Origin of the sequence: Bacteroides sp. OM05-12 (genome assembly GCF_003438995.1) — a bacterium.
GTDB lineage: Bacteria > Bacteroidota > Bacteroidia > Bacteroidales > Bacteroidaceae > Bacteroides.
In genome coordinates this window covers 43,868-64,021 of record NZ_QSUN01000021.1, presented here as the reverse complement: position 1 = coordinate 64,021, position 20,154 = coordinate 43,868, and the positions used below count along the sequence as shown (strand labels likewise).

General features: G+C 39.9%; 21 protein-coding genes. 4 read left to right on the top strand and 17 right to left on the bottom strand.

The annotated features are described in order from the left end of the window. Positions 1-18: 18 nt before the first annotated feature. Positions 19-2,028: a conjugal transfer protein MobC gene (gene mobC, locus DXB63_RS14040; protein WP_122127039.1), complete on the top strand. Its 2,010-nt coding sequence runs from the start codon at positions 19-21 to the stop codon at positions 2,026-2,028. A 98-nt stretch (positions 2,029-2,126) separates the two neighbouring features. On the opposite strand, the gene DXB63_RS14035 is transcribed toward mobC, so the two are convergent. Genes DXB63_RS14035 through DXB63_RS14020 form a run of 4 tightly spaced genes read right to left on the bottom strand, consistent with a single transcriptional unit; the run spans position 2,127 to position 6,328 of the window. Then, the gene (locus DXB63_RS14035) at positions 2,127-2,609 is read right to left on the bottom strand and encodes a DUF6650 family protein (protein ID WP_122127038.1); all 483 of its coding nucleotides are present in this window, start codon (positions 2,607-2,609) and stop codon (positions 2,127-2,129) included. Positions 2,610-2,618: 9 nt separating this feature from the next. Beyond that, on the bottom strand, positions 2,619-4,622 hold the full coding sequence (locus DXB63_RS14030; RefSeq protein ID WP_122127037.1) for an ATP-binding protein: 2,004 nt from the start codon (positions 4,620-4,622) through the stop codon (positions 2,619-2,621). After that, positions 4,619-5,620, bottom strand: a complete 1,002-nt coding sequence (locus tag DXB63_RS14025; RefSeq protein ID WP_122127036.1) for a nucleotidyl transferase AbiEii/AbiGii toxin family protein — start codon at positions 5,618-5,620, stop codon at positions 4,619-4,621. Before DXB63_RS14025 ends, DXB63_RS14030 begins: the two co-directional genes overlap by 4 nt. A gap of 6 nt (positions 5,621-5,626) precedes the next feature. Further along, positions 5,627-6,328, bottom strand: a complete 702-nt coding sequence (locus tag DXB63_RS14020) for a hypothetical protein (RefSeq protein WP_122127035.1) — start codon at positions 6,326-6,328, stop codon at positions 5,627-5,629. Between the two features lie 205 nt (positions 6,329-6,533). On the opposite strand from DXB63_RS14020, the gene DXB63_RS14015 reads away from it, so the two are divergent. The 3 genes from DXB63_RS14015 to topB are packed head-to-tail and all read left to right on the top strand — an operon-like array spanning position 6,534 to position 10,332. After that, a complete protein-coding gene (locus DXB63_RS14015; protein WP_122127034.1) occupies positions 6,534-8,069 on the top strand; it encodes a DUF3945 domain-containing protein in 1,536 nt (511 codons plus the stop codon). After that, entirely contained in the window at positions 8,066-8,254 is a 189-nt protein-coding gene (locus DXB63_RS14010) for a hypothetical protein (protein WP_117991502.1), read from the top strand. Before DXB63_RS14015 ends, DXB63_RS14010 begins: the two co-directional genes overlap by 4 nt. Next, a complete protein-coding gene (gene topB / locus DXB63_RS14005; RefSeq protein ID WP_122127033.1) occupies positions 8,251-10,332 on the top strand; it encodes a type IA DNA topoisomerase in 2,082 nt (693 codons plus the stop codon). The genes DXB63_RS14010 and topB overlap by 4 nt, the downstream gene beginning before the upstream one ends. Before the next feature lie 105 nt (positions 10,333-10,437). Here topB and DXB63_RS14000 read toward each other — a convergent pair whose 3' ends face one another. From DXB63_RS14000 to DXB63_RS13940, 13 genes are all read right to left on the bottom strand, one after another. Beyond that, complete coding sequence (locus DXB63_RS14000) at positions 10,438-10,959, bottom strand: dihydrofolate reductase family protein (protein ID WP_007483901.1); 522 nt, start codon at positions 10,957-10,959, stop codon at positions 10,438-10,440. A 392-nt stretch (positions 10,960-11,351) separates the two neighbouring features. Next, complete coding sequence (locus tag DXB63_RS13995; RefSeq protein WP_007483899.1) at positions 11,352-11,630, bottom strand: helix-turn-helix domain-containing protein; 279 nt, start codon at positions 11,628-11,630, stop codon at positions 11,352-11,354. A gap of 12 nt (positions 11,631-11,642) precedes the next feature. Continuing rightward, positions 11,643-13,682, bottom strand: coding sequence for a bifunctional DNA primase/helicase (locus DXB63_RS13990; protein WP_120145255.1), 2,040 nt, complete (start codon positions 13,680-13,682; stop codon positions 11,643-11,645). Continuing rightward, positions 13,645-14,073, bottom strand: coding sequence for a helix-turn-helix domain-containing protein (locus tag DXB63_RS13985; protein ID WP_117963667.1), 429 nt, complete (start codon positions 14,071-14,073; stop codon positions 13,645-13,647). Before DXB63_RS13985 ends, DXB63_RS13990 begins: the two co-directional genes overlap by 38 nt. Before the next feature lie 35 nt (positions 14,074-14,108). Continuing rightward, complete coding sequence (locus DXB63_RS13980) at positions 14,109-14,966, bottom strand: RteC domain-containing protein (RefSeq protein ID WP_120145254.1); 858 nt, start codon at positions 14,964-14,966, stop codon at positions 14,109-14,111. A 76-nt stretch (positions 14,967-15,042) separates the two neighbouring features. After that, positions 15,043-15,891, bottom strand: coding sequence for an AraC family transcriptional regulator (locus tag DXB63_RS13975; RefSeq protein WP_122127032.1), 849 nt, complete (start codon positions 15,889-15,891; stop codon positions 15,043-15,045). A 79-nt stretch (positions 15,892-15,970) separates the two neighbouring features. Beyond that, positions 15,971-16,327 (bottom strand): hypothetical protein, encoded by a 357-nt coding sequence (locus DXB63_RS13970; protein ID WP_233522864.1) that lies wholly within the window; start codon positions 16,325-16,327, stop codon positions 15,971-15,973. Between the two features lie 29 nt (positions 16,328-16,356). Further along, entirely contained in the window at positions 16,357-16,953 is a 597-nt protein-coding gene (locus DXB63_RS13965; protein WP_122127031.1) for a GAD-like domain-containing protein, read from the bottom strand. A 67-nt stretch (positions 16,954-17,020) separates the two neighbouring features. After that, positions 17,021-17,452 carry a hypothetical protein gene (locus DXB63_RS13960; protein WP_122127030.1) on the bottom strand — a complete coding sequence of 144 codons (432 nt, stop codon included), beginning with the start codon at positions 17,450-17,452 and terminating at the stop codon, positions 17,021-17,023. Positions 17,453-17,524: 72 nt separating this feature from the next. Then, complete coding sequence (locus DXB63_RS13955) at positions 17,525-18,109, bottom strand: T6SS immunity protein Tdi1 domain-containing protein (RefSeq protein WP_122127029.1); 585 nt, start codon at positions 18,107-18,109, stop codon at positions 17,525-17,527. Positions 18,110-18,195: 86 nt separating this feature from the next. Next, entirely contained in the window at positions 18,196-18,558 is a 363-nt protein-coding gene (locus DXB63_RS13950; protein WP_122127028.1) for a hypothetical protein, read from the bottom strand. Positions 18,559-18,610: 52 nt separating this feature from the next. Next, positions 18,611-18,943 (bottom strand): hypothetical protein, encoded by a 333-nt coding sequence (locus DXB63_RS13945; RefSeq protein ID WP_122127027.1) that lies wholly within the window; start codon positions 18,941-18,943, stop codon positions 18,611-18,613. A gap of 82 nt (positions 18,944-19,025) precedes the next feature. Continuing rightward, entirely contained in the window at positions 19,026-20,105 is a 1,080-nt protein-coding gene (locus DXB63_RS13940; RefSeq protein ID WP_122127026.1) for an Imm5 family immunity protein, read from the bottom strand. Positions 20,106-20,154 lie beyond the last annotated feature (49 nt).

The following is a 20,154-nucleotide window of genomic DNA, read 5'->3' as shown; positions in this document are numbered from 1 at the left end:
ACTATAAAAATTTCAATTATGCAGAATGAAGATGATTTAAGAGGACTTGCAAAGGTCATGGACTTTATGCGGGCAATCAGTATTTTATTTGTAGTGATAAACATCTATTGGTTTTGTTATCAGTCATTCCGGGAATGGGGTATCAATATCGGGGTAGTCGATAAAATCCTGCTGAACTTCCAGCGTACCGCCGGGCTGTTCTCCAATATCCTATATACCAAACTTTTTTCAGTGGTATTTCTTGCGCTTTCCTGTTTGGGAACAAAGGGAGTGAAAGAGGAAAAAATCACATGGAACAAGATTTATGTATTCCTGACAATCGGTTTTATCCTGTTCTTCCTGAACTGGTGGTTATTGGTTTTACCGTTGCCACTGGCGGCAAACACGGCATTGTATATCTTTACCATGACAGCCGGGTATCTTTCGTTATTGGCTGCCGGAGTGTGGATTTCCCGCCTGTTGAAAAATAACCTGATGGATGATGTGTTTAATTTGGAAAATGAAAGTTTCGCACAGGAAACACGCCTGATAGAAAACGAATATTCTATCAACCTGCCGACCCGGTTCTACTATAAAAAGAAGTGGAACGATGGGTGGATAAACATTGTAAACCCGTTCAGGGCAAGCATGGTTTTAGGTACACCCGGTTCAGGAAAATCGTATGCGATAGTCAATAATTATATAAAACAGCAAATCGAAAAAGGCTTTGCTGTTTATATTTATGACTACAAATTTCCTGACCTTTCGGAGATAGCTTACAATCACTTAATCAACCATTTAGACGGGTATAAGGTACAACCGAAATTCTACATGATTAACTTTGACGACCCACGTAAAAGCCACCGATGCAACCCGATAAATCCGGCATTTATGACGGACATATCAGACGCATACGAAGCCAGTTATACAATCATGTTAAATTTGAATCGCAGTTGGATAACCAAACAGGGAGACTTCTTTGTGGAAAGTCCGATTATCTTACTGGCTTCTATAATATGGTTTTTGAAAATCTATCAGGGTGGAAAGTATTGTACATTCCCACACGCCATCGAGTTCCTGAATAAGAAATACTCCGATACATTTACGATTTTAACCAGTTATCCCGAACTGGAAAACTACCTTTCACCGTTCATGGACGCATGGGAATCCAACGCCCAAGACCAGCTTCAGGGGCAGCTTGCAAGTGCTAAAATTCCGCTTTCACGTATGATAAGCCCGGCCTTATATTGGGTAATGACAGGGGACGATTTTTCACTGGATATAAACAATCCGGAAGAACCTAAAATTTTGGTAGTAGGCAACAATCCCGACCGCCAAAATATCTATTCCTGTGCTTTGGGTTTGTATAATTCCCGTATCGTGAAGCTGATAAACAAGAAGCACCAACTGAAAAGTTCTGTAATCATTGATGAATTACCTACTATCTATTTTCGGGGACTGGATAACCTGATAGCAACGGCACGAAGCAACAAGGTAGCGGTCTGTTTGGGCTTTCAGGATTTCAGCCAGTTACGCCGGGATTATGGGGACAAGGAAAGCAAAGTAATCGAAAATACGGTTGGTAATATTTTTAGCGGTCAGGTGGTTTCTGAAACAGCAAAAACGCTTTCAGACCGTTTCGGAAAGGTACTACAAAAACGGCAAAGCATGACTATCAACCGGAATGATAAATCAACCTCTATCAGTACGCAGATGGATAGCCTGATACCACCCAGTAAAATATCCAACTTGACGCAGGGTATGTTTGTGGGTGCGGTCAGTGACAATTTCGATGAACGGATAGAACAGAAAATATTCCATGCGGAAATTGTGGTGGATAACGAGCAAGTGAAAAGGGAAACAGCCAACTACAAGAAGCTGCCCCAAATCATAGATTTCAGGGACGAGGACGGGAACGACCGGATGCAGGAAGAAATACAGGCAAATTACAACCGGGTCAAGCAGGAAGTCCAGCAGATTGTAGAGGATGAAATCACCCGTATAAAAAATGACCCTGAATTACGGTATTTGATAAAGGACGAGAACTAAAATATATGCCCCAATTTTCCAACTAATAACTGGAAAACTGGGGTACTTTTAGTATGTTGGTTATTTCTGCAACTGATGATTGTAGATTATGTCAAACTTTATTCCTCTTTATTAGGAAGAATTGAAGCTAATTCCTCTTCCACATTAATTCCATAAGCAACCGCTATTTGAGCTATCATAATTCCAAATGTACCTCTTAACTCACCTAAAGCTGAATTGAATTTCCAGCTACTTATACAATCGTAATTATTTATATATAAACGAACATCTTTATCCTTGTCTGAAAATTGATTTAAGAATTTCCGGGAGGCTTTTCGCATTGCGCTAACAAACCCATAAAGTTGAGTATCAGGCGAAATTTCCTGAATTTTATCTGTCAAATAATGCCTAATTTCAATTATAGAGCGAACACAATGGTCGGGACACTCTTGTTCATACGGATTATATAATACTCTTCTATCCTCTAAAAAGCGAATGATTCTATTTGCTTTCGTTCGGTCAATTTCGGTTGGATTCCATGATATGCCAAAAAATGGACAACTAATCCCAGTAAGACGTTCTCTTATATCTGTAAAGTTCATATCGGTTATTTACCAAGTTTCTAATTTCCTGACATTATTCACTATTCTATCTGCTGCCACACGATTATTAGCATATAATTTTATTTCTTCTTCAATCGTTTTTTTGTCGAAGTCTAATTTATCCAATAAAAAGTTATGCTTTATTTCAAAAAGTTGAAATATATCATCCCAAGTCATTGCATAAATCTCAAATTGCTCTTTGATATGGACTAAAAATCTTTTATTTTTATCTTGAAACGCTTTATATTGGTCTTTTATAAAGTCATCCACTTTATTACTTACAACAAAAAATTTCCATGAACGCATTTGACTATTAAAACGTTCTTCTCCTTTTATCAAATCTAAATAGTCTTCAATTTGTCGGAATTGTTTTTTTCCAATCGTAACAGTCGGTCGTTTTAATTCGACGATTACATTTTCTTCCAACATATTTGAAAAATCAGTTGTATCAGCTACCTTATGCTTTCTACACATAAAAATATCGGGTCGCCTATTATGTTCAGGAGAATTAATTTGTTCTTTCTTTTCTTCTCCATCCAGTACATACAGATAGTTAGATAATGCTTTTTCAAATGTTTCATCCGCTGAAACTAAGTGAAATTGTTCTCCAAAAAGCCAATAATTATCTTCTATTGCTAATTGGATATGCTCTCGTTCAGTAGAAAACTTCTTTAAGTCAAAAACAAGATTCCTTAATTGCTCAACAACCTCACACCTGTTTTTTATCATTTTTATTGTCCGCAATATGCGGCTTAATGAAGTTGTTCTTAATGTTTGGGCTAACTGTACTCTTTCTTCTGTTGAGATAGAAACAATACTATTCAATATCGAGAGTATATTTTCTCTTTCGTCTGTATCTAAAAGAAGATTCAAAAAACCAACGCAAGTTTGCGATTGTTCTCTCTTGAGCCCTTTAAAAATTTTAGGCTGTATGCAATAGATCTCTTTGATTACATTAAGTAAATCTTGTTTGCGTTCTTTTTCATATTTATTATCTCTGAATACAGGTAATATGCCGTTCCTGTCATAATCTGCAATTAATTTATTGGCGGCATCTTCTTTTACAAATCTTTTTTCTCTTTCCCTTAATAAAGTAAGAAGTCTCTTTTTTAGGATTTTATATGTTTCGTCAGATTGGTTTTTTACTCCGTCCAATCTTGGATAAGGTTTTTCTTCAAAAATAAAATTGTCAAAATAGGGGGAAACTATGTACAAACTATGAAAGAAGTTAATTGCATTGTTATTAAATGATGTCAGTTCCTTACCTAATTCAAATTTATCACTTTTCAAATAATAGTAATAAAATTTATCTCCGATGTTCTTTTCCCATCTAATATAGGAGATTTCAAAATCATAATCAGAAATTGTTTCGTTAATAGTTTCGGATTCTGCAATTAAATATTCATAATCAATTGCATTCCCATTCATGGTTAGTGTATAACCTTTCTGTTTATTCAGATATAAAAACCAACCAAATTCCTGTGCAAGAAATTCACTAAAAGATGGAGCATAAAAATGTCCGGCTGAAAAATCTTTTAAATCATGGAAAAACACGTCTGTACCAGTAGTCCCGGATGTTATCTTTTGCTTATTATCAGTTTCGTAATGGTCTTTATCCCCTGCACTGATTGTTATTTCATATTGGAGAATTGAATCATCTTCCGCTTTATATCGTGTTTTCCAAATAGCTTTGGAACAAAAATTAATAAAAGAAAAACGTCCTTTTCCTTTTTTCCCTCTAACATCAGAAGTTCTTTGATACGATTGTTGTTTCTGTGAATCAAGAAATGCTCCAAAGGTTGATGCAATCGTAGATAAGTTTATACCCTCTCCATTATCTGATATGACAAAATAGGAAATATGTCCTAATTCGTTGGCTTCAAACTGAATATTAACATTGGATGCTTTAGCATCAAAACTATTCCAAATATATTCCGCAATAGCTAACTTATAATCGGATGGGATTCCGGCATTATCAATACTCTTATCACTTGTTGTAACTTTGCTTCTCATATTTTATTTTTTCTAAAAATTTCAAATTTGATTAATCTTCCATGTATGCTTTCCACTGTGCTAATAGCTTTTTCTATCGAGGGCATTTTTTGTTTGTCGAAAGCCAGTTTCTTCAAATCGGAAGTGTACGCCACCATAATTTCAGGCTTTGCCATCATTTCTTTTGCTGACTTAAAAATAGGAGCATCAGCCAGCGATAAATGCGACTTAGAATTTTTGTTCAGCCCATCTTCAACCGTTACCCGGTACATGGCTTCCAAAAATTCCTCCGATTGCAAATACTGGTTATATTCAGAAGTGTGGAACAACTGGCATAAATCGTAAATATCTCGGATATGCTTTGCCAGTAAATTTACAGCATCTTCGTTGTAAGACAATTTGACAAGTCTTGAAATTTTATCGCAGATGGTTTTTCTTGGATTGATACATTGTATTTTGAAACCATCCAGTTCATATTCCTGAATCAAATCCTGTCGTTCTATATTTTCCAAAAAAGCGGTGATAATTGCTTTGATAATACGAGTATCAGCCGGATAATACATTTGCTTTTTATCGGATAAATCACAGGATTTTATTTCTACTTCCAAATTTTCTTTCAGTCCAACACCCTTAAAAACATTCTCATAAGAAAAAAGCAATTTACGGAAGTTTCCACCTGTTTCGGATAATTCTTCACGGTATATGCCAGCGTTTTGTTCTATTATGAATTTGGATAGCTTCTTATTCAATGTTTTTTCCGCTTGTTTGGATGCTGCTGTATTTCCGGTAAAAACGAACAAATCCAAATCTTCCGAAAAGCGTTCTATCAAGCCATAAGCTTTTGATAAAGATGTTCCACCTTTGAAGAATACCTTTTCCTTATATTCGGACAAAGCAATCTCTTTGAGTATTTTGCATACCCAATAATCCTTTTCTATATGTGACTGTTCGTAACCGAAATGGTCTGCTGCCAATGCGATTAACTCTTTGAATATTTCTTTATCCGAATGTAAAGCCATACAGTATTACGTTGTTTTATAATTCAAATTAAACCTTGTGGTAGGTAGAACGGTATTAGCAATTTTCCGCTGCAAGTCGTACTGCCCCATCTCACCCAGTATATCCGCTACTATCTTTCGTACACGAGGTGGGTAATCTTTCGCCAAAGATACTACTTTTATAAGTTCCTGTATTGAAAAGCTATTGAAATATTGGTTCTTAATACGCTCATATATATCTTTTTGCGTGCTTCCGGGAATATGTTTTATATCTTTGACGGCATCCAATAACCGCAAATAAGGGATATTCGTTTCATCGTGGTAGGCAGCAGTATAGGATTTTACACATTCCACATCCAAATTCTTAAACCGAAAGCGACGTACAGGATTGAGGGCTGCCACCGTAATGGTAGTTGCCACTTGTTCGGTCAAACCCATTTTATTGTAAATATATGCTCCAGTGATATAGCCATCCAGTTTTTGGGTAATATAGCGGAATTGTTCATCCTGATATACCGGTAATGTTCCTAATCCCAAAGCCGATTTACGAGGACGGAAATAAGCCCCTTTCTCAACCCGCATCAGTATGCCTTTTTTACTCTGTTCCGAAAGGAAGACAGCCACATTCGCCAATTTGTCATTGGGAAACGATAAATCCCGGAATGTAAATATACGTCCGACATCTATTTGCTCAATTTGCTGCAATATTTCTTTTCTAAATGAAGCCATAGTTTTTATTTTTCTGCAAAGTTAATATATTATGTTTTTACATGCAAATACATAACAAATAATTCACTAAAAATATTTTATACGAGACTAATGAAGCCAAACGGGGACTAATGAAGCCACCCATTCCCAAATCCTTAAATATACTCTATTTCATCCTTACTTTTACTTCCGAAATTTTTATTTACTCACTAAAATTCAAAAAGTTATGGATGTAAACACAGCCAGCCAATCCACCACTGACGAACAGATGATGGATATTCTTCTTGTACTGGATAAGGAGAAAAAGACAATCAGCGCAGTAAAAGGCGTGGATGAAAACGGGGAACTCCAAACCGTACCACCGGAGAACAACAGCGAACTTCTGAAATTCGACCGTCACGGTGATTTCTTTTCCAACTTCTTTTCCAACATGATGAACCAGTTGAAGAACCCGACCCGTTTTAACTTCTTCAAAATCCCTAAGATTGAACTTCCCAAAATCGAGCCGATAATCAGGGATAACTTCAATCATCCGACACCTGAAAACGAAGCGGGCATAGAGCGTTACCGGGTAACACCTGAAACCGTGAAGCAGGAAGCGAAGAAAGAACAGCAGGAAACCCAAACCCAACAACCACAGCAGCCAGCCAAAGAAACGGGAGCAACGGCGCAAGCACCGCAGCAACCCGACAAAAGCAAGTATGTGATTGACCCGGATAAAGTGGACTGGGAAGCCTTGAAGAATTTTGGTCTATCCAAAGAACAGCTTGAAAAGGCAAAAGCTTTAGAACCCATGTTAAGGGGCTACAAGTCACCCGGAGCGTTTACCATTGCCGGAAACTACAATTCAGCCATTATGAAACTGGACGCACGTTTATCTTTCCGGCACGACAAAGACGGAAATGTAGTTTTGGCGATACACGGCATCCGACAAAAGCCGGAACTTGAACGCCCGTTCTTCGGACATGAATTTTCCAAAGAGGATAAAGCCAATCTTCTTGAAACGGGAAACATGGGACGCATAGTAAACCTGAAAAACTATATCACGGGAGAAATGATACCCTCTTTCGTCAGCGTGGATAAGGTAACAAACGAACTGGTTTCCATGCGTGCAAGCAGCGTCCAAATACCCGATGAAATAAAGGGTGTCAAACTGAACAAGGAACAAAAGGAAGCCTTACGGGAAGGAAAAGGGGTATTCCTTGAAAATATGATTTCCAACCGTAAAAATCCCTTTTCCGCAACCGTTCAGGTCAATGCCGACAAGAAAAGTCTGGAATTTATCTATCCCAATGCCAAACAGTCACAGGAGCAAGGGCAGAAACAGACGCAGCAGAACAGCCTTGTCACCAGTGACGGTGTAACCATTCCCAAAAGCATTTCAGGAATAGAGCTATCCCGCCAGCAACAGCAGGATTTAGTCAATGACAAAACCATCTTTGTTGCCGGACTGAAAGACAAGCGGGGCGTCGAATACGATGCTTATATTCAGGTGAACCATGATAAGAAGAAGTTAGGCTTTTACAGTGACAATCCCAGCTTTGACCGTTCCGCCGTGAAAGAAATTACCCCCGCCAGCAAGAACCGCACACAGGTAGCGGTCAATTCGGAAGGCAAGACCAACGAAGCCACCAAGAAAGTGAAAGAACCCTTGAAAAAGGGTCAGGACAAGCCCACTGAAAAACAAAAGACCAAGCAGGATAAAAAGGAGAAGCAGGAGCAGACGGACAAACCCAAACAAAGCAGGGGACGCAAAAGATGATAGCGGTATTAATCCTTATCCCGGTTGTCGGTTTCGCCCTGTTTACCCTTGTCTGTTACAAAACAGACTGGGAAGCCATAGACGAGCAGAACCGACAATATTATATAGATGGCTATCACATCTACTATGACCGGAAAATCCTAAGACAAAAAGAAGTGGAACAATTAAAATCAAAATTAGAATGATTGCAGTAATCGGAGAAAAACCAAGTGTGGCAAGGGACATTGCCCGTATTTTAGGAGCGAGTGAAAAACAGGATGGCTATCTTTCAGGTAACGGGTATCTCGTTACCTGGGCGTTCGGCCATCTTGTAGGTTTGGCAATGCCGGAAGCATACGGCATACAGAGTTTCCGCCGGGAAAGTCTGCCTATTATCCCGGATAGTTTTCAACTTACACCCCGACAAGTGAAAGCGGAAAAAGGGTACAAGACTGACCCCGGCGCATTGAAACAACTAAAGGTAATCAAAGAAGTATTCGACCAGTCGGATAAGATAATTGTCGCCACCGATGCAGGGCGCGAGGGAGAGCTTATCTTTCGCTACATCTATCAGTATATCGGATGCAACAAGCCCTTTGTCCGTTTATGGATAAGCAGCCTTACCGACAAGTCAATCCGTGAGGGACTGCAAAACCTGAAAGACGGCAACCTGTATGATAACCTTTTCCTTTCGGCACAGGCACGCAGCGAAGCGGATTATTTAATTGGAATTAATGGTACACAGGCTTTAAGTGTGGCAGCCGGACAAGGCATTTTTTCTTTGGGACGGGTACAATCGCCCACGTTGGCGATGATATGTACCCGCTTTTTGGAGAACAAGAACTTTGTCCCGCAAAAGTATTGGCAACTGAAATTACAGGCGGCAAAAGAGAATGTTTCCTTTATGGCACTATCCACAGAAAAGTATGATATGCAGCAACCCGCCATCGACACGCTGCAAAGGATAAAGGAAGCGGAAACGGTACAGGTGAAAACCGTAGAGCGTAAGGAAGTGAATCAAGAACCGCCCTTGCTCTATGACTTGACTTCACTCCAAAAAGAAGCGAATACGAAACTGAACTTTTCCGCAGACAAAACCCTATCCATCGCACAGAAGTTATACGAGGGTAAACTAATCAGCTACCCCCGAACCGGAAGCCGTTATATCTCACAGGACGTGTTCGAGGAAATCCCGGAACGGTTTATTAATTTGGAACAGTACGCCCGCTTTGCCGGATATGCCGCCGGGATGAAAGGCAAAGCCTTAAATTCCCGTTCCGTGAACGATGGCAAGGTAACAGACCACCACGCCCTGATAATAACGGAAAACCTGCCCGGTAAACTGGAAACGGACGAACAGGCAGTTTACGAACTGATAGCCGGACGGATGTTGGAAGCCTTTTCTGAAAAATGCGTCAAAGACGTTACCAGTGTAACGCTGGAATGTACAGGGTCGCTTTTCACGGTCAAAGGGTCTATAATCAAGTCCGCCGGATGGCGTGCCGTATTCGGCGAGAAAGAGGACGGGGAAGATAACGCCACTTTGCCCGCCATGCAGGACGGTGACACTCTGCCGCTTTCCGGCATTGAATTACTGGAGAAACAGACCAAGCCCAAGCCGTTACACACGGAAAGCAGTTTGCTTTCTTCAATGGAAACGGCGGGTAAGGAACTGGAAAACGCCGACCTGAAAGCCAGCATGAAAGATACGGGTATAGGCACGCCCGCAACACGGGCAGCCATCATCGAAACGCTGTTTTCCCGCCAGTATATCGTCCGGGAGAAAAAGAACCTTGTCCCGACCGAGAAAGGGCTTGCCGTTTACAATATCATCCGGGACAAGAAGATAGCAGACGTTGAAATGACGGGAATGTGCGAGAATACGCTTGCCAAAATAGAAAGCGGAGAAATGAACCCCGACACGTTCCGCAAAGGCATCGAAGTGTATGCACGGCAAATCACGGCTGAACTGTTGGACGTTCAGCTTTCTTTCGCTTCGGGTAGTGGTTGCATTTGCCCCAAATGCAAGACCGGGCGCATCCTTTTCTATCCGAAAGTCGCCAAATGTTCCAATGTGGATTGTTCCGTTACCATCTTCCGCAACAAGAGCGACAAGCAGCTAACGGACAAACAGATTACCGAACTGGTGACTACCGGGAAAACCGGGCTAATCAAAGGCTTTAAAAGCAAGAACGGCAAAGTCTTTGACGCTTCACTTGCCTTTGACGGGCAGTTTAATGTTACTTTCGTGTTCCCCGAAAAGAAAGGCAAGCCGAAGAAATAAGACGGAAATCGTTATATTTGCCACAGAAAGTTTCATTATAGATAGATTTATAATTGAAATTTTTGTGGTTGAAGCACCCGGAGGGACACCGGGTGCTTTTTTTAATCATTCTCCTTTATACTGGTAGGTCAGGCAAACGACCTGATTGTCTATCACCCGGTGTCCGGTCAGTTCCCACTTCGACCCGAAAGTCTTTCCTATGAACTTGATACCGTCCCCCAGCATGACCGGAACGATATACAGCGTTATTTCATCCAGCAGGGACGCTTCAATCAGCGAGGTTATAAACTTACCACCCCCAATAACCTGAATATCGGTTTCCGAACTTGATTTAAGTTCATTGATTGCCCGTAAAGGCATATCGGTAAGAAAGGTTACATTCTCCTTTTCGGTCACATTGGTGTCGTAGTGGGACACTACAAAAGTCTTTTTACTTTTGTACGGCCATCCGCCCCAATGTTCAAAAATACAGGTATAGGTATTCGCACCCAGCAACAGGTAATTTGTAGTTTCGTATTCCTTATTCAGTAAGGTTCTTACATTTTGGGGCATCCAGTCCAGTTCATTATCCGGCGTTGCGATAAACCCGTCAAGAGATACGGCGATGTTCGCTTTTATTTGCTTCATATTATCTCAGGTATTAAACAGTTTATAACCCTTATTCAAACTGTCCGCCAATATCTAAAAAAGAAGCGTGGCACTTGCACTGCTTCAAAGTAGAGGTACTGGCATACCTAAATGTGGAAACAGGCAAGACCACGCTATGATAAAGCATAGCATAGACCTTGCGCTGAAAATCCCCACATTTTTGAAAAGTGCCAGTTTTCTACTTTGGGACGTTCGGCGAACGTATATGTTATATATAAAGACGAAATCACATATTACTGTTCAATCGCCGTTATTTTCTTATGTAACTTTTGCAAAGTTAGCCAAATCCCTGAAAACTCCGGCATACAATAAAAGAAATCCTGCCTTATCTCACGACAAAACAGGATTTAAAGCCATTAGAAAAAAAAAAATTAATCGGTTTTCTCACGGATTAACTTGTGTACATCCGTAGCACGGTAATAACATCTACCGTCCAACATAAGGAAAGGGAGTATTCCCTTTTTCCGGTAACGGGTCAGTGTTCGGGGGGCTACTTTCAGAAGCAGGCACAAGTCCTGATTATCCAGCAGTTCTTCACCGTCCAAACAGTTACGCCCGTTTATCACCCGGTCTATCTTCTTGTCCTGCATATCGAACCTATCCATGATACGTTCCATCCATGCGGTAAAATCATCTTTATCTATATACATAAGGCTGCCTGATTAAATTATACCAATCATAAAATAACTTTGGTTGGACGGGTCTTTAATGATAATATCCCGTTCCCGCATGAAACGGATATAGCTTTTTGCGGTGCGTTCTTTCACGTCCAAAATCTGCTGTATCTGTTCGCACAGGTCTATGTAGGTTATATGTTCCTGCCTGCCGAACACGTCACGGGCAACCCCGACCAGTTCCTTTTCCTTGCGCTTCTCTTTTTCTTCACGGGTCTTTTCTCCTTTGTAAAGGTGCATCCCGGCTGCTTTGTCCCAAGCAAAGAGCATCAAGGGAACATCCAACGGGCTACCATCCCTTACTTTCAGGGCTTTCACTACCGACAAAGCTGGGTCTTCGTCTTTTTCTATCGAGAGGATGGCAGCCGCTTTGCGTTGTAGTTCCGAGCCTAAATGCCCCCGCAGTTTCAATCCGTTGGGTACGAAATGCAGCACGCAGATGATACAGGTCTTATATATCCCTGCCAGTCGGTAAAGTTCATCTATGATTGCCACGCTTTCCGCTTCGTCATTGGCACATCTTACAAGGTCTGCAATACCATCTATCACTACCAACTGAATACCCCCATATTGGAAATAATACCTGTCCATGCTCTGAACAATGGCGTGCAGACGCTCTTTGCGGGACATACCCGTAAGGCAGAAAGCCTTAAATTCATCCGGTTTGTCGGTCTGTTTCGCCCTCTTTATCAGGTTGGTTACATTCTTGAACAGTTGTACTTCCGATTGTTCCGTATCATAAAGCAGGACGGCTTTATGTTTCGTGTTCTCACTTACATTGATACCCAGCGTATCAATCTGAATATCCGCCGGACGGATTGAACCTGCCACCAGTGCAGCCACATAGTTACTTTTCCCTGTTCCCTCTCCGCCAGTGATGCAGCACAAGTTCCCCTGTGTTCCCAGTGGAACGTCACCCGCCGAAATAATTTCCTGCGCTTTTGCCGGAGGATTATTAAAATCAATCTCACACGATTTAAGCATAGTCATTGTTTCATTATAGATTGTATCTAAGAAGTCGATAAATAGTTTGATGAAATTTTCCCGGCTGTTACCCGCCCGGAAATAATCGGAAATGTCCTTTTCCGCTTTTGTCCCCTGCAAAGGGAGAAGCAACCGTTTCACACCGTATTCACAGAGTTGTTTCTCATGCTTTTTTGCGCTTTCCACTCCGGTAGCATCCATATCGTAAAGCAATATGATATGTTTAAACCGGAATGTAAGTTTATAAATGATGTTCGGCGGAACAGTTACCGTTTCGCTATTGAAGCAAATCGCATGGAAACCATGCGCTGCCAGTGACATGACATCTTTTTCCCCGCCCGTAATAAACAGGGTATCGCCTTTACTGGGTAGCTGTTCCAGCCCGAAGCAATAGCTTTCGCCGATATTTCCGCCATATAGAAAGCGGGTCTTTGAAAACGGTCTGTACAGTTTGATGAAGCGTTTGTTCTTATACCCGTAAATGGGTTCTTCCTTAGTGGAAGAATAAGAAAACGGATTGCCATCCGCATTTTCACTTTGGAACTGAACCACTGAACAGACTTTATACTGTTCCAGTATTTCAGGGGTAATGCCGTATTGTTGCCAGTATTCCAGTTCGGAAGCGGTAAGTTTCCTTTCCTTAAATGTGTACGGTCTGCCAGTACGTTCTACCGGAGCAGGCACAGGCTTTTCCGGTTCTTTGAATGTTTTAGGTACAGGTATGGGATTACCCTCTGAAAGCCCCAGTGACAAATCCCGGTCTATAATCCGCAAAATTTCTATGAAACTGCTTGAATTGTTACAGTCCAGCCCTTTGAGCATACCCACAAAAAAGAAGCAGTCGCCGGAATAATCGTCATTGCCGAAGTCTTTCAGCTTATAACTGTTGCTACGGCGGTCAAAATAGATGTTACAGGACGCTTTGCTGTCCTCATACAATGGATTAAGGAAATTACGACCGACCCGCCACGTGCCGGGAATATAATGTTTAAATACGTTCAGACCGTTATTTGTCCTCTCTAAGATTTCGTCTTTCCTTAACATATAGCTTGTGGTTGGTTATCAGGTTACGCATACATTCGTCATTGCTCTTTATCAAACGGCTTTCCAGCAACCGTTTTATTTCACCGATTTTATAGAAATTGCGTCCCCTGATGGTAGAGTAGGCTATTTCTCCTTTGGAACGAAGCCGTTGCAGGGTGCGGTCGCTGATTTTCAAGAAAGTACATACTTCGTAACTATCCACCCAAATATCATCCTCATTCTCTTTGCAGTCATCCTGACGGGAAAATACATAATTGGCAATCACATTGATTTTTGCCATCAATTCCTTAAAGGCTTTTGTTTCTACTGTTATTACGTCCATTTTATTAACTAATTGATTTGCTGCAAAGTTGGACGGTTCGGGAAAATAAAAAGCCACAGGCGAACCCACCTGTGGCGAAATAAAGTTTGTTAATCGGATAAGGTTTACTCCTGTTCTTCCATCCGGCGCAACAGTCGTTTTTGCAGGGTGTTCAGGTAGTGTGTCCGGTCATTTGTCCGGGATTTAAGTTCCATGTAGGTATGGTAGAAATCACCTAAATCTATGTCGAACATATCTTCAAAGCAAGATACAATGTCCTTTATATCAACCGTTCCCTTATTGAAATCGCCATTGGTGTAGAGTGCGTAGATAAGTTCCACCAATGCCCGTTTTGTCCCCGTCCACCGGAGCAGCTTCTTTATATTCCCGTTTTTGACCTGCTGGCGTTGGAAACGCCGTTCAAGTTCATTCAATCGGTTGGTGAGGTAGATGGCAAACAGTTCGATAGCTAAAATTTTGGCTACCTTATAATCATAACTGGTGCTGAACTGTGGGTCTGCTTCATAATAGAAATTGTCTATAAGGATATGAATGTCAGGTTTCCCACGCAGGAAATATTTATGGTCTAAATAGGTGGCTTTTGTCCGGTAATACTGGTAGAAACTTATATTACGTTGGAAATGCGCCAAAATCCGGTCGGTTTCCGCCATAATGAACTCCTTTTGCGTTTCTTCGCTGCCGTTCGGAAAACGCAGTTCAAACTGGTAAACCGTATTGTAATAGATAATTTTACTTGCTATTATTGGCTTTTGCTCTTTGAAGAAATAAATTTCTTCTTCCTTGCTGGTGAAAGAGTAGGAAATGATAAAGGTTTTCAGTTCCCCTATGATTTCTTGCAGGTAGTCAATGACCTGTTTGCACAGGCTGAAAGGGTCGTTGTTGTTATCTTCAAAATCCTGTATCTGTAAATCCACCTTTTGCAAAAGGTCGGTAAAGTATTCGTTCAAATTCTGTTGTCCCATAATTAATCGTTCCTTTATTAATCGGGCGCAAAGTTACAGGCTTTAAATCACTGCTTTATTCTTCATTTTTCACATTCTATTCTTCATGGTGAACATTCCGTTGTCCTTTCAGGTGTTTACGCAGCACGCCGGGAGTTCCGAGCATATATTTCACACAGAAATCGTTCAGGTTGCTGGCGGACGAAAACCCGGTGTCCTCTGCAATCTCCAATAATCTTTTGTCTGTATATTCCAGCAGGTAGGCTATCTCCTTTACCCGCTGTTCACGTATCCACTGGCACAGTGTTTTTCCAAATTCCGCCTTGAACCTGCGGCGGAACGAACGATATTCCATATTACAGCATTTGGCAAGGACGGTCGGCGAATAGACTTTATAGCCTTTTATCTGCACCATTTCCCGGAATGACCGCTGTCGCAGGTATTTCAGGTTTCGTTCGGCACGGCGGAACTGTTCATCGGTGATGTGGCTGCCTTTTCCGTGATAGACTTCCCGCCGTGCCTGAAAGAAGTAGTCGCACACCCAGTTATAGACACCCGACAAGTATCTGTGATTGTCGAAAACCTGCCGGAGCATATCGGTAAAGAACAACAGTTCGTCCAGCTTGTTTTGCTCGATATAAGGTACTACAAGGTTTTCTTTAAGATAGAAGAAAGCGAAATCTTCGGGACAATATGCCAAGAGGAAAATATAGGTTTTATAATCCTGCTGTTCCAATGTCGGCAGTTCTCTGCTTTCTTTCAGGCTGTTGGTGACGAAGCGCAGCAGTTCACTATTTCCGGCAAACTGTTCTAAGGTTTCCAACTCTTTCAGTGAACGGCTGTTATTTGCCAGCCATTGTATCTTGTCCGCCAATTCTTGCACAGGGGGCAATATCTCCGGACGCTCCGCCGCTTTGGATAGTAAAAATCCGGTAATTGTTTTCATAATGATTTAGAACTATGTTGGTACATTCTATTCTTCTTTATTGTCAGCAACGGTATTCGGATAACTGCAAATGCTTAGGCTATCCGACATTCCCGTTCATCATATCATTCCAGTTTTGCACCGCTTTTATGGCGCATTGGTAGTAGCAGATACCCCACAGGATTAACCAATATACCAACACGGCAGTTATCTTGAACAACCGCCTTTTCTGTGTATCATCCACTTGTTTTCCGATGAAGCGGAAAAGGAATAACATAATCCCCCATAATACAAATGTCAGCACTTTGCATTTAATCGTTATTAATATATCGTTAGCCGCTATGTCGAAATCGGGCAAAGCAGATGTATAGTAAGAAGTGATACGCCATCCCACCAGTAGAGAAATAATAGCAAACAGAGCGTTTTCAATTCTTTTATATGGCATTATTGTTTTCATGTTTCAACATTATGACTTTAATTATTAAATCACCTTGCTTCAAAACGTTCAAATTCACCGATGAATTGAGCCGCCATGTTAATGTATGGAAAGATTTTAACTACTTGTATATGTTCGTCTGTTTCTTCTCCACCTGTTGACAAGACGGGAACATAACCAAAACATTCATCGCCTTGCAGCGCACCCAGCTTTTCTTTTATTCGGGGATATAGCCCTAACTTATATCTGAACTCCAAAGAATCATTCTTGAATAAAAGAATGTTGAACAGCAGATTAAAGTTATCTGTGAAAATTTGGAATGTCCCATACCGTATATTCAGAAAAACGATGTGATTGCCAAGTTGCTTTTGGCTACTTTTGATATATACGAACAAATCCCCGAAAGCCGTTACCATGAAAGGGATTGCAGCTTCATTATACTCCCGTTGGTAATATTGGTTCACGAACTCTTGATAATCTGCCGGATTCACTATACGGAACAGTCCATTGCAAAAGATACCCAATCCGGCTTCTTGCCACAAAGCAATCAATTCTTTAGGGGCTATATCGACATACTTTGCAAGAAAAGCATCATCCGCTACCTGCCTCTTACATTCCATATTCTGACTTAAAAACCTCTCGTACATAATGTTTATCCTTTAATTGTTTTACTAATGTGATTCAGATAACTGCGCATAGATGATTGTTGTATATTTATCTTACTCCTTTCAATTCTTCTTTCATTTTTCCTTTTAGATGAAAATAAGCCAGTACGCCAAGAGCGTTGAATAATGCTGTTTCATCTTCATTGCGCCCTAACGCCTTATAGAATTTAGCAACATTCCGGTAAGCTAGAATTAGAAAGATTAAATAAACAACAGCTAAAATTCCCCCACTAAACACAAGCGTACAAATACCAATTAATGAATTTCGGCTGTATGCTTTATACTGCTTTTCGGCTTCATCATAATTATAGTTTGTTAAATAACCGAACTGTTGCAAATCTTCTCTGCTCCAACCTCTCTTTTCTAATAAGTGGATGGCATAATCACGAAGTTCATCGTCATAGCCATAACGCTTATAATTTTTCACTACGTCTATCAATTTATCATTGTCGAATTTATTTAGGATGTCTATATCTTCCATAATACTTCATTTATGTTTATAATGGCTAAGCGGGGAACGCTGTAAGCGTTATCCTGCGATGTTAGTAATCTATTATTCTATTCTTTCAAACTCTCCGATTGATTGAGCAATGATTTCAATATACGGTACGATTTTTAGAATTTGGATATTATCATCAGTTTCAGTGCCGCCCAATGCCAATGCCGGAACATATCCTAAACATTCATCTAATTGCGGCAGACCAACTTTATCTTTAATTTCAGCATAGTGTTCTACCTTAAACCATGCTTTTAAAATACTTTTATTGAATACACATTTATTGAGAAGTAGTGCAATGTTGTTGCCCAAGTTTTTGTATGTTCCGTATCTTACATTTATATAAATGACGTAATCCCCGATAATGGAATGATTCGCATAGACGAATATGTCCCCGAAAGCTGTTGCCATAAATGGCAAAACAGTCTTATTGAATGAATCCGAGTTATATTCATCTGCAAAATCCTGAAATTCTTCGGGGTTGATAATTCGGAATAATCCATTACAAAAGATACCCAATCCAACTTCTTTCCAAAGGGTGGTTAGGCTTTCGGGCGCAATATCAGCATATTGTGCAATGAAAGCATCATCAACTGTTTGTCTGATGCAATCTGTATTTCTTTCCAAAAATGTTTCGTACATATCGTTACAATTTTGTGATTACTAATGGCTAAGCGGGGAACGCTGTCAAGCGTTAACCTGCTTCGTTATCAGTGAGTTTTATTAATCTATTCATTTGTATAATACATACCTGTTCTTTCTGTGAATATATTTCTGACTACCATTGATATTCTCTTAAATTCATCTGTATTCACAGGAGAAAACAGCAAAGTTATATTTTGGTATATTCCTAAATCCCAATTTCTATTTTCAGGCACATTAAAAGATATACAGCCGTTTCTAACACTACAATCAAAATATTCTGTATCAAAATACTTTCCGTTCTCTTGACTATTTAGTTCCATATAAAGGTTATCTTCTTCTTTCAACCTTGATATAGTATAATAGCCTTCACTTGTTTGAAAGAATAAGGCGTTAAGACCTTCTTCATTATCTAACTCATAAGAAATTTCTAAAACTTTTAATTCCATATATTAGTTTGTTAGTTGTTCAATTAGTGATAATGGTTAGAAAGGAGCATCGTTAGATGTTACCTTTCGTCGTTATATGTACTTCTTGAATATCACTGGCTACTATCATTCCATTCATTCCGACAGATGAATCTATATGAATGAACTTCAAAGTATCTCTTGTTTGATAATTCTTCACCCAACTATACTCGCTAATCAGATAGGTAGGTATGTTGGTGTTCGTGAAAATATTGAGTTCCAATATGACATTTTGAATATCAAAAGAAGATAATTCCCACCATTCAACACCTTTACAAACCAAACGAATGTTTGATATAGTAAAGGTCAGTGTTGCATCTTCTTTTTGGTATGCTATTGATGTTATTTCTTTATCGTGATATTCCATACTGTTACATATAATGATTAGCAGGGAACGGCTTGCCCGTTATCCTGCGTTGTTAGCGAAATTATTTATCCACTCACAGAAACTAAGTTAGATACAGCTTTCTTCTTCCTACTATTTTTCTTAGCCACTGCGGGGTGTATTCTTTACTTCGTGGAAATTTGCAATAAAAGCTCAAAATCCAATCTAATACTTGAAAATAAACGGGGATTTCATCAAGATTGTCATAATTGAAATCCAATTTGTAAGAGTTATTTTTGTTAATGACCATTTTTAGAGAAAACCAAGCCCCTTCCTTTGGGTATTGTATATACATTTCTTTTCGTTTCAGTCTAAAATCATTGCATACATTATGGATTGTATTTCCAATATTTATTTTCTCTCCTGTAGAAGAATGGATGTTCAACATACAACTGATACATGAAACGAATACTACATCTATGAAATCCCATTTTATTTCATTGGGAATTTGAAGTAAAATTGAATCTCTAATATCATCAAAAGATATTCCTTTGTTAGTCTTTAGTAAATCTAATTGATGACGGGCTGGTATATCAATTAAAGGATTTGTGCTTTTGCATACTGGTAATGATAGATGTTCAACATTAGGATTTTGAGCAATTTCTCCTGTCATTTTTATATACCACAACCAATATTCCTTGCGTTTCTCTACATTCCCATTTTCCACAAAAGGATTGCTACCAGAATAGGCTACCGAGCATATAAAATCCACATTCCAGCTTTCAAAGTCGAAAGCATTATCATCTTCACCATTATAATCCTCTATTGCTAATATGGAAGCTGCGTCATAACGGGTAGCATATCCTAAAGCAATAATAGCCCAACTTGCCATATCTTCGGGACTATCAATAGATTGCTCTACGTAATTGCGTAACCGTTCTACCGAAATCAATATGTTTTCAGCAGTTCCCTTGTTCTTATACAGATAACTATCTATTTCGGACAAAACCGTGTATAACAGGCTCTCCGTTTCAAGTTCCTTTGGTAAGAGCAGATAAACTTTCTTACAACACTCGCATAATATCTTTTGTACTATCCGTGTATTACCTATTTGTTTCATTAAATCAATACGACAAGGTAAAGGCAAATGCCCCATACTGTTTTGATTGACTATTTCTTTCAGTTTTTCTACTTGCTGCATCATACTGGTTTTTGTTTTCGCTAATGGCTAAGCGGGGAACGCTGTAAGCGTT

Coding starts and splice junctions, on each gene's coding strand:
- DXB63_RS14015 (WP_122127034.1), top strand. CDS start 6,534: ATGGATGTAAACACAGCCAGCCAATCCACCACTGACGAACAGATGATG.
- mobC (WP_122127039.1), top strand. CDS start 19: ATGCAGAATGAAGATGATTTAAGAGGACTTGCAAAGGTCATGGACTTT.
- DXB63_RS13950 (WP_122127028.1), bottom strand. CDS start 18,558: ATGGAATTAAAAGTTTTAGAAATTTCTTATGAGTTAGATAATGAAGAA.
- DXB63_RS13965 (WP_122127031.1), bottom strand. CDS start 16,953: ATGTACGAGAGGTTTTTAAGTCAGAATATGGAATGTAAGAGGCAGGTA.
- DXB63_RS14020 (WP_122127035.1), bottom strand. CDS start 6,328: ATGGCTTCATTTAGAAAAGAAATATTGCAGCAAATTGAGCAAATAGAT.
- DXB63_RS14000 (WP_007483901.1), bottom strand. CDS start 10,959: ATGAAGCAAATAAAAGCGAACATCGCCGTATCTCTTGACGGGTTTATC.
- DXB63_RS13970 (WP_233522864.1), bottom strand. CDS start 16,327: ATGAAAACAATAATGCCATATAAAAGAATTGAAAACGCTCTGTTTGCT.
- DXB63_RS13980 (WP_120145254.1), bottom strand. CDS start 14,966: ATGGGACAACAGAATTTGAACGAATACTTTACCGACCTTTTGCAAAAG.
- DXB63_RS14025 (WP_122127036.1), bottom strand. CDS start 5,620: ATGGCTTTACATTCGGATAAAGAAATATTCAAAGAGTTAATCGCATTG.
- DXB63_RS13995 (WP_007483899.1), bottom strand. CDS start 11,630: ATGTATATAGATAAAGATGATTTTACCGCATGGATGGAACGTATCATG.
- DXB63_RS13940 (WP_122127026.1), bottom strand. CDS start 20,105: ATGATGCAGCAAGTAGAAAAACTGAAAGAAATAGTCAATCAAAACAGT.
- DXB63_RS13975 (WP_122127032.1), bottom strand. CDS start 15,891: ATGAAAACAATTACCGGATTTTTACTATCCAAAGCGGCGGAGCGTCCG.
- DXB63_RS14010 (WP_117991502.1), top strand. CDS start 8,066: ATGATAGCGGTATTAATCCTTATCCCGGTTGTCGGTTTCGCCCTGTTT.
- DXB63_RS13990 (WP_120145255.1), bottom strand. CDS start 13,682: ATGTTAAGGAAAGACGAAATCTTAGAGAGGACAAATAACGGTCTGAAC.
- DXB63_RS13960 (WP_122127030.1), bottom strand. CDS start 17,452: ATGGAAGATATAGACATCCTAAATAAATTCGACAATGATAAATTGATA.
- DXB63_RS13955 (WP_122127029.1), bottom strand. CDS start 18,109: ATGTACGAAACATTTTTGGAAAGAAATACAGATTGCATCAGACAAACA.
- DXB63_RS14035 (WP_122127038.1), bottom strand. CDS start 2,609: ATGAACTTTACAGATATAAGAGAACGTCTTACTGGGATTAGTTGTCCA.
- DXB63_RS13945 (WP_122127027.1), bottom strand. CDS start 18,943: ATGGAATATCACGATAAAGAAATAACATCAATAGCATACCAAAAAGAA.
- DXB63_RS14030 (WP_122127037.1), bottom strand. CDS start 4,622: ATGAGAAGCAAAGTTACAACAAGTGATAAGAGTATTGATAATGCCGGA.
- topB (WP_122127033.1), top strand. CDS start 8,251: ATGATTGCAGTAATCGGAGAAAAACCAAGTGTGGCAAGGGACATTGCC.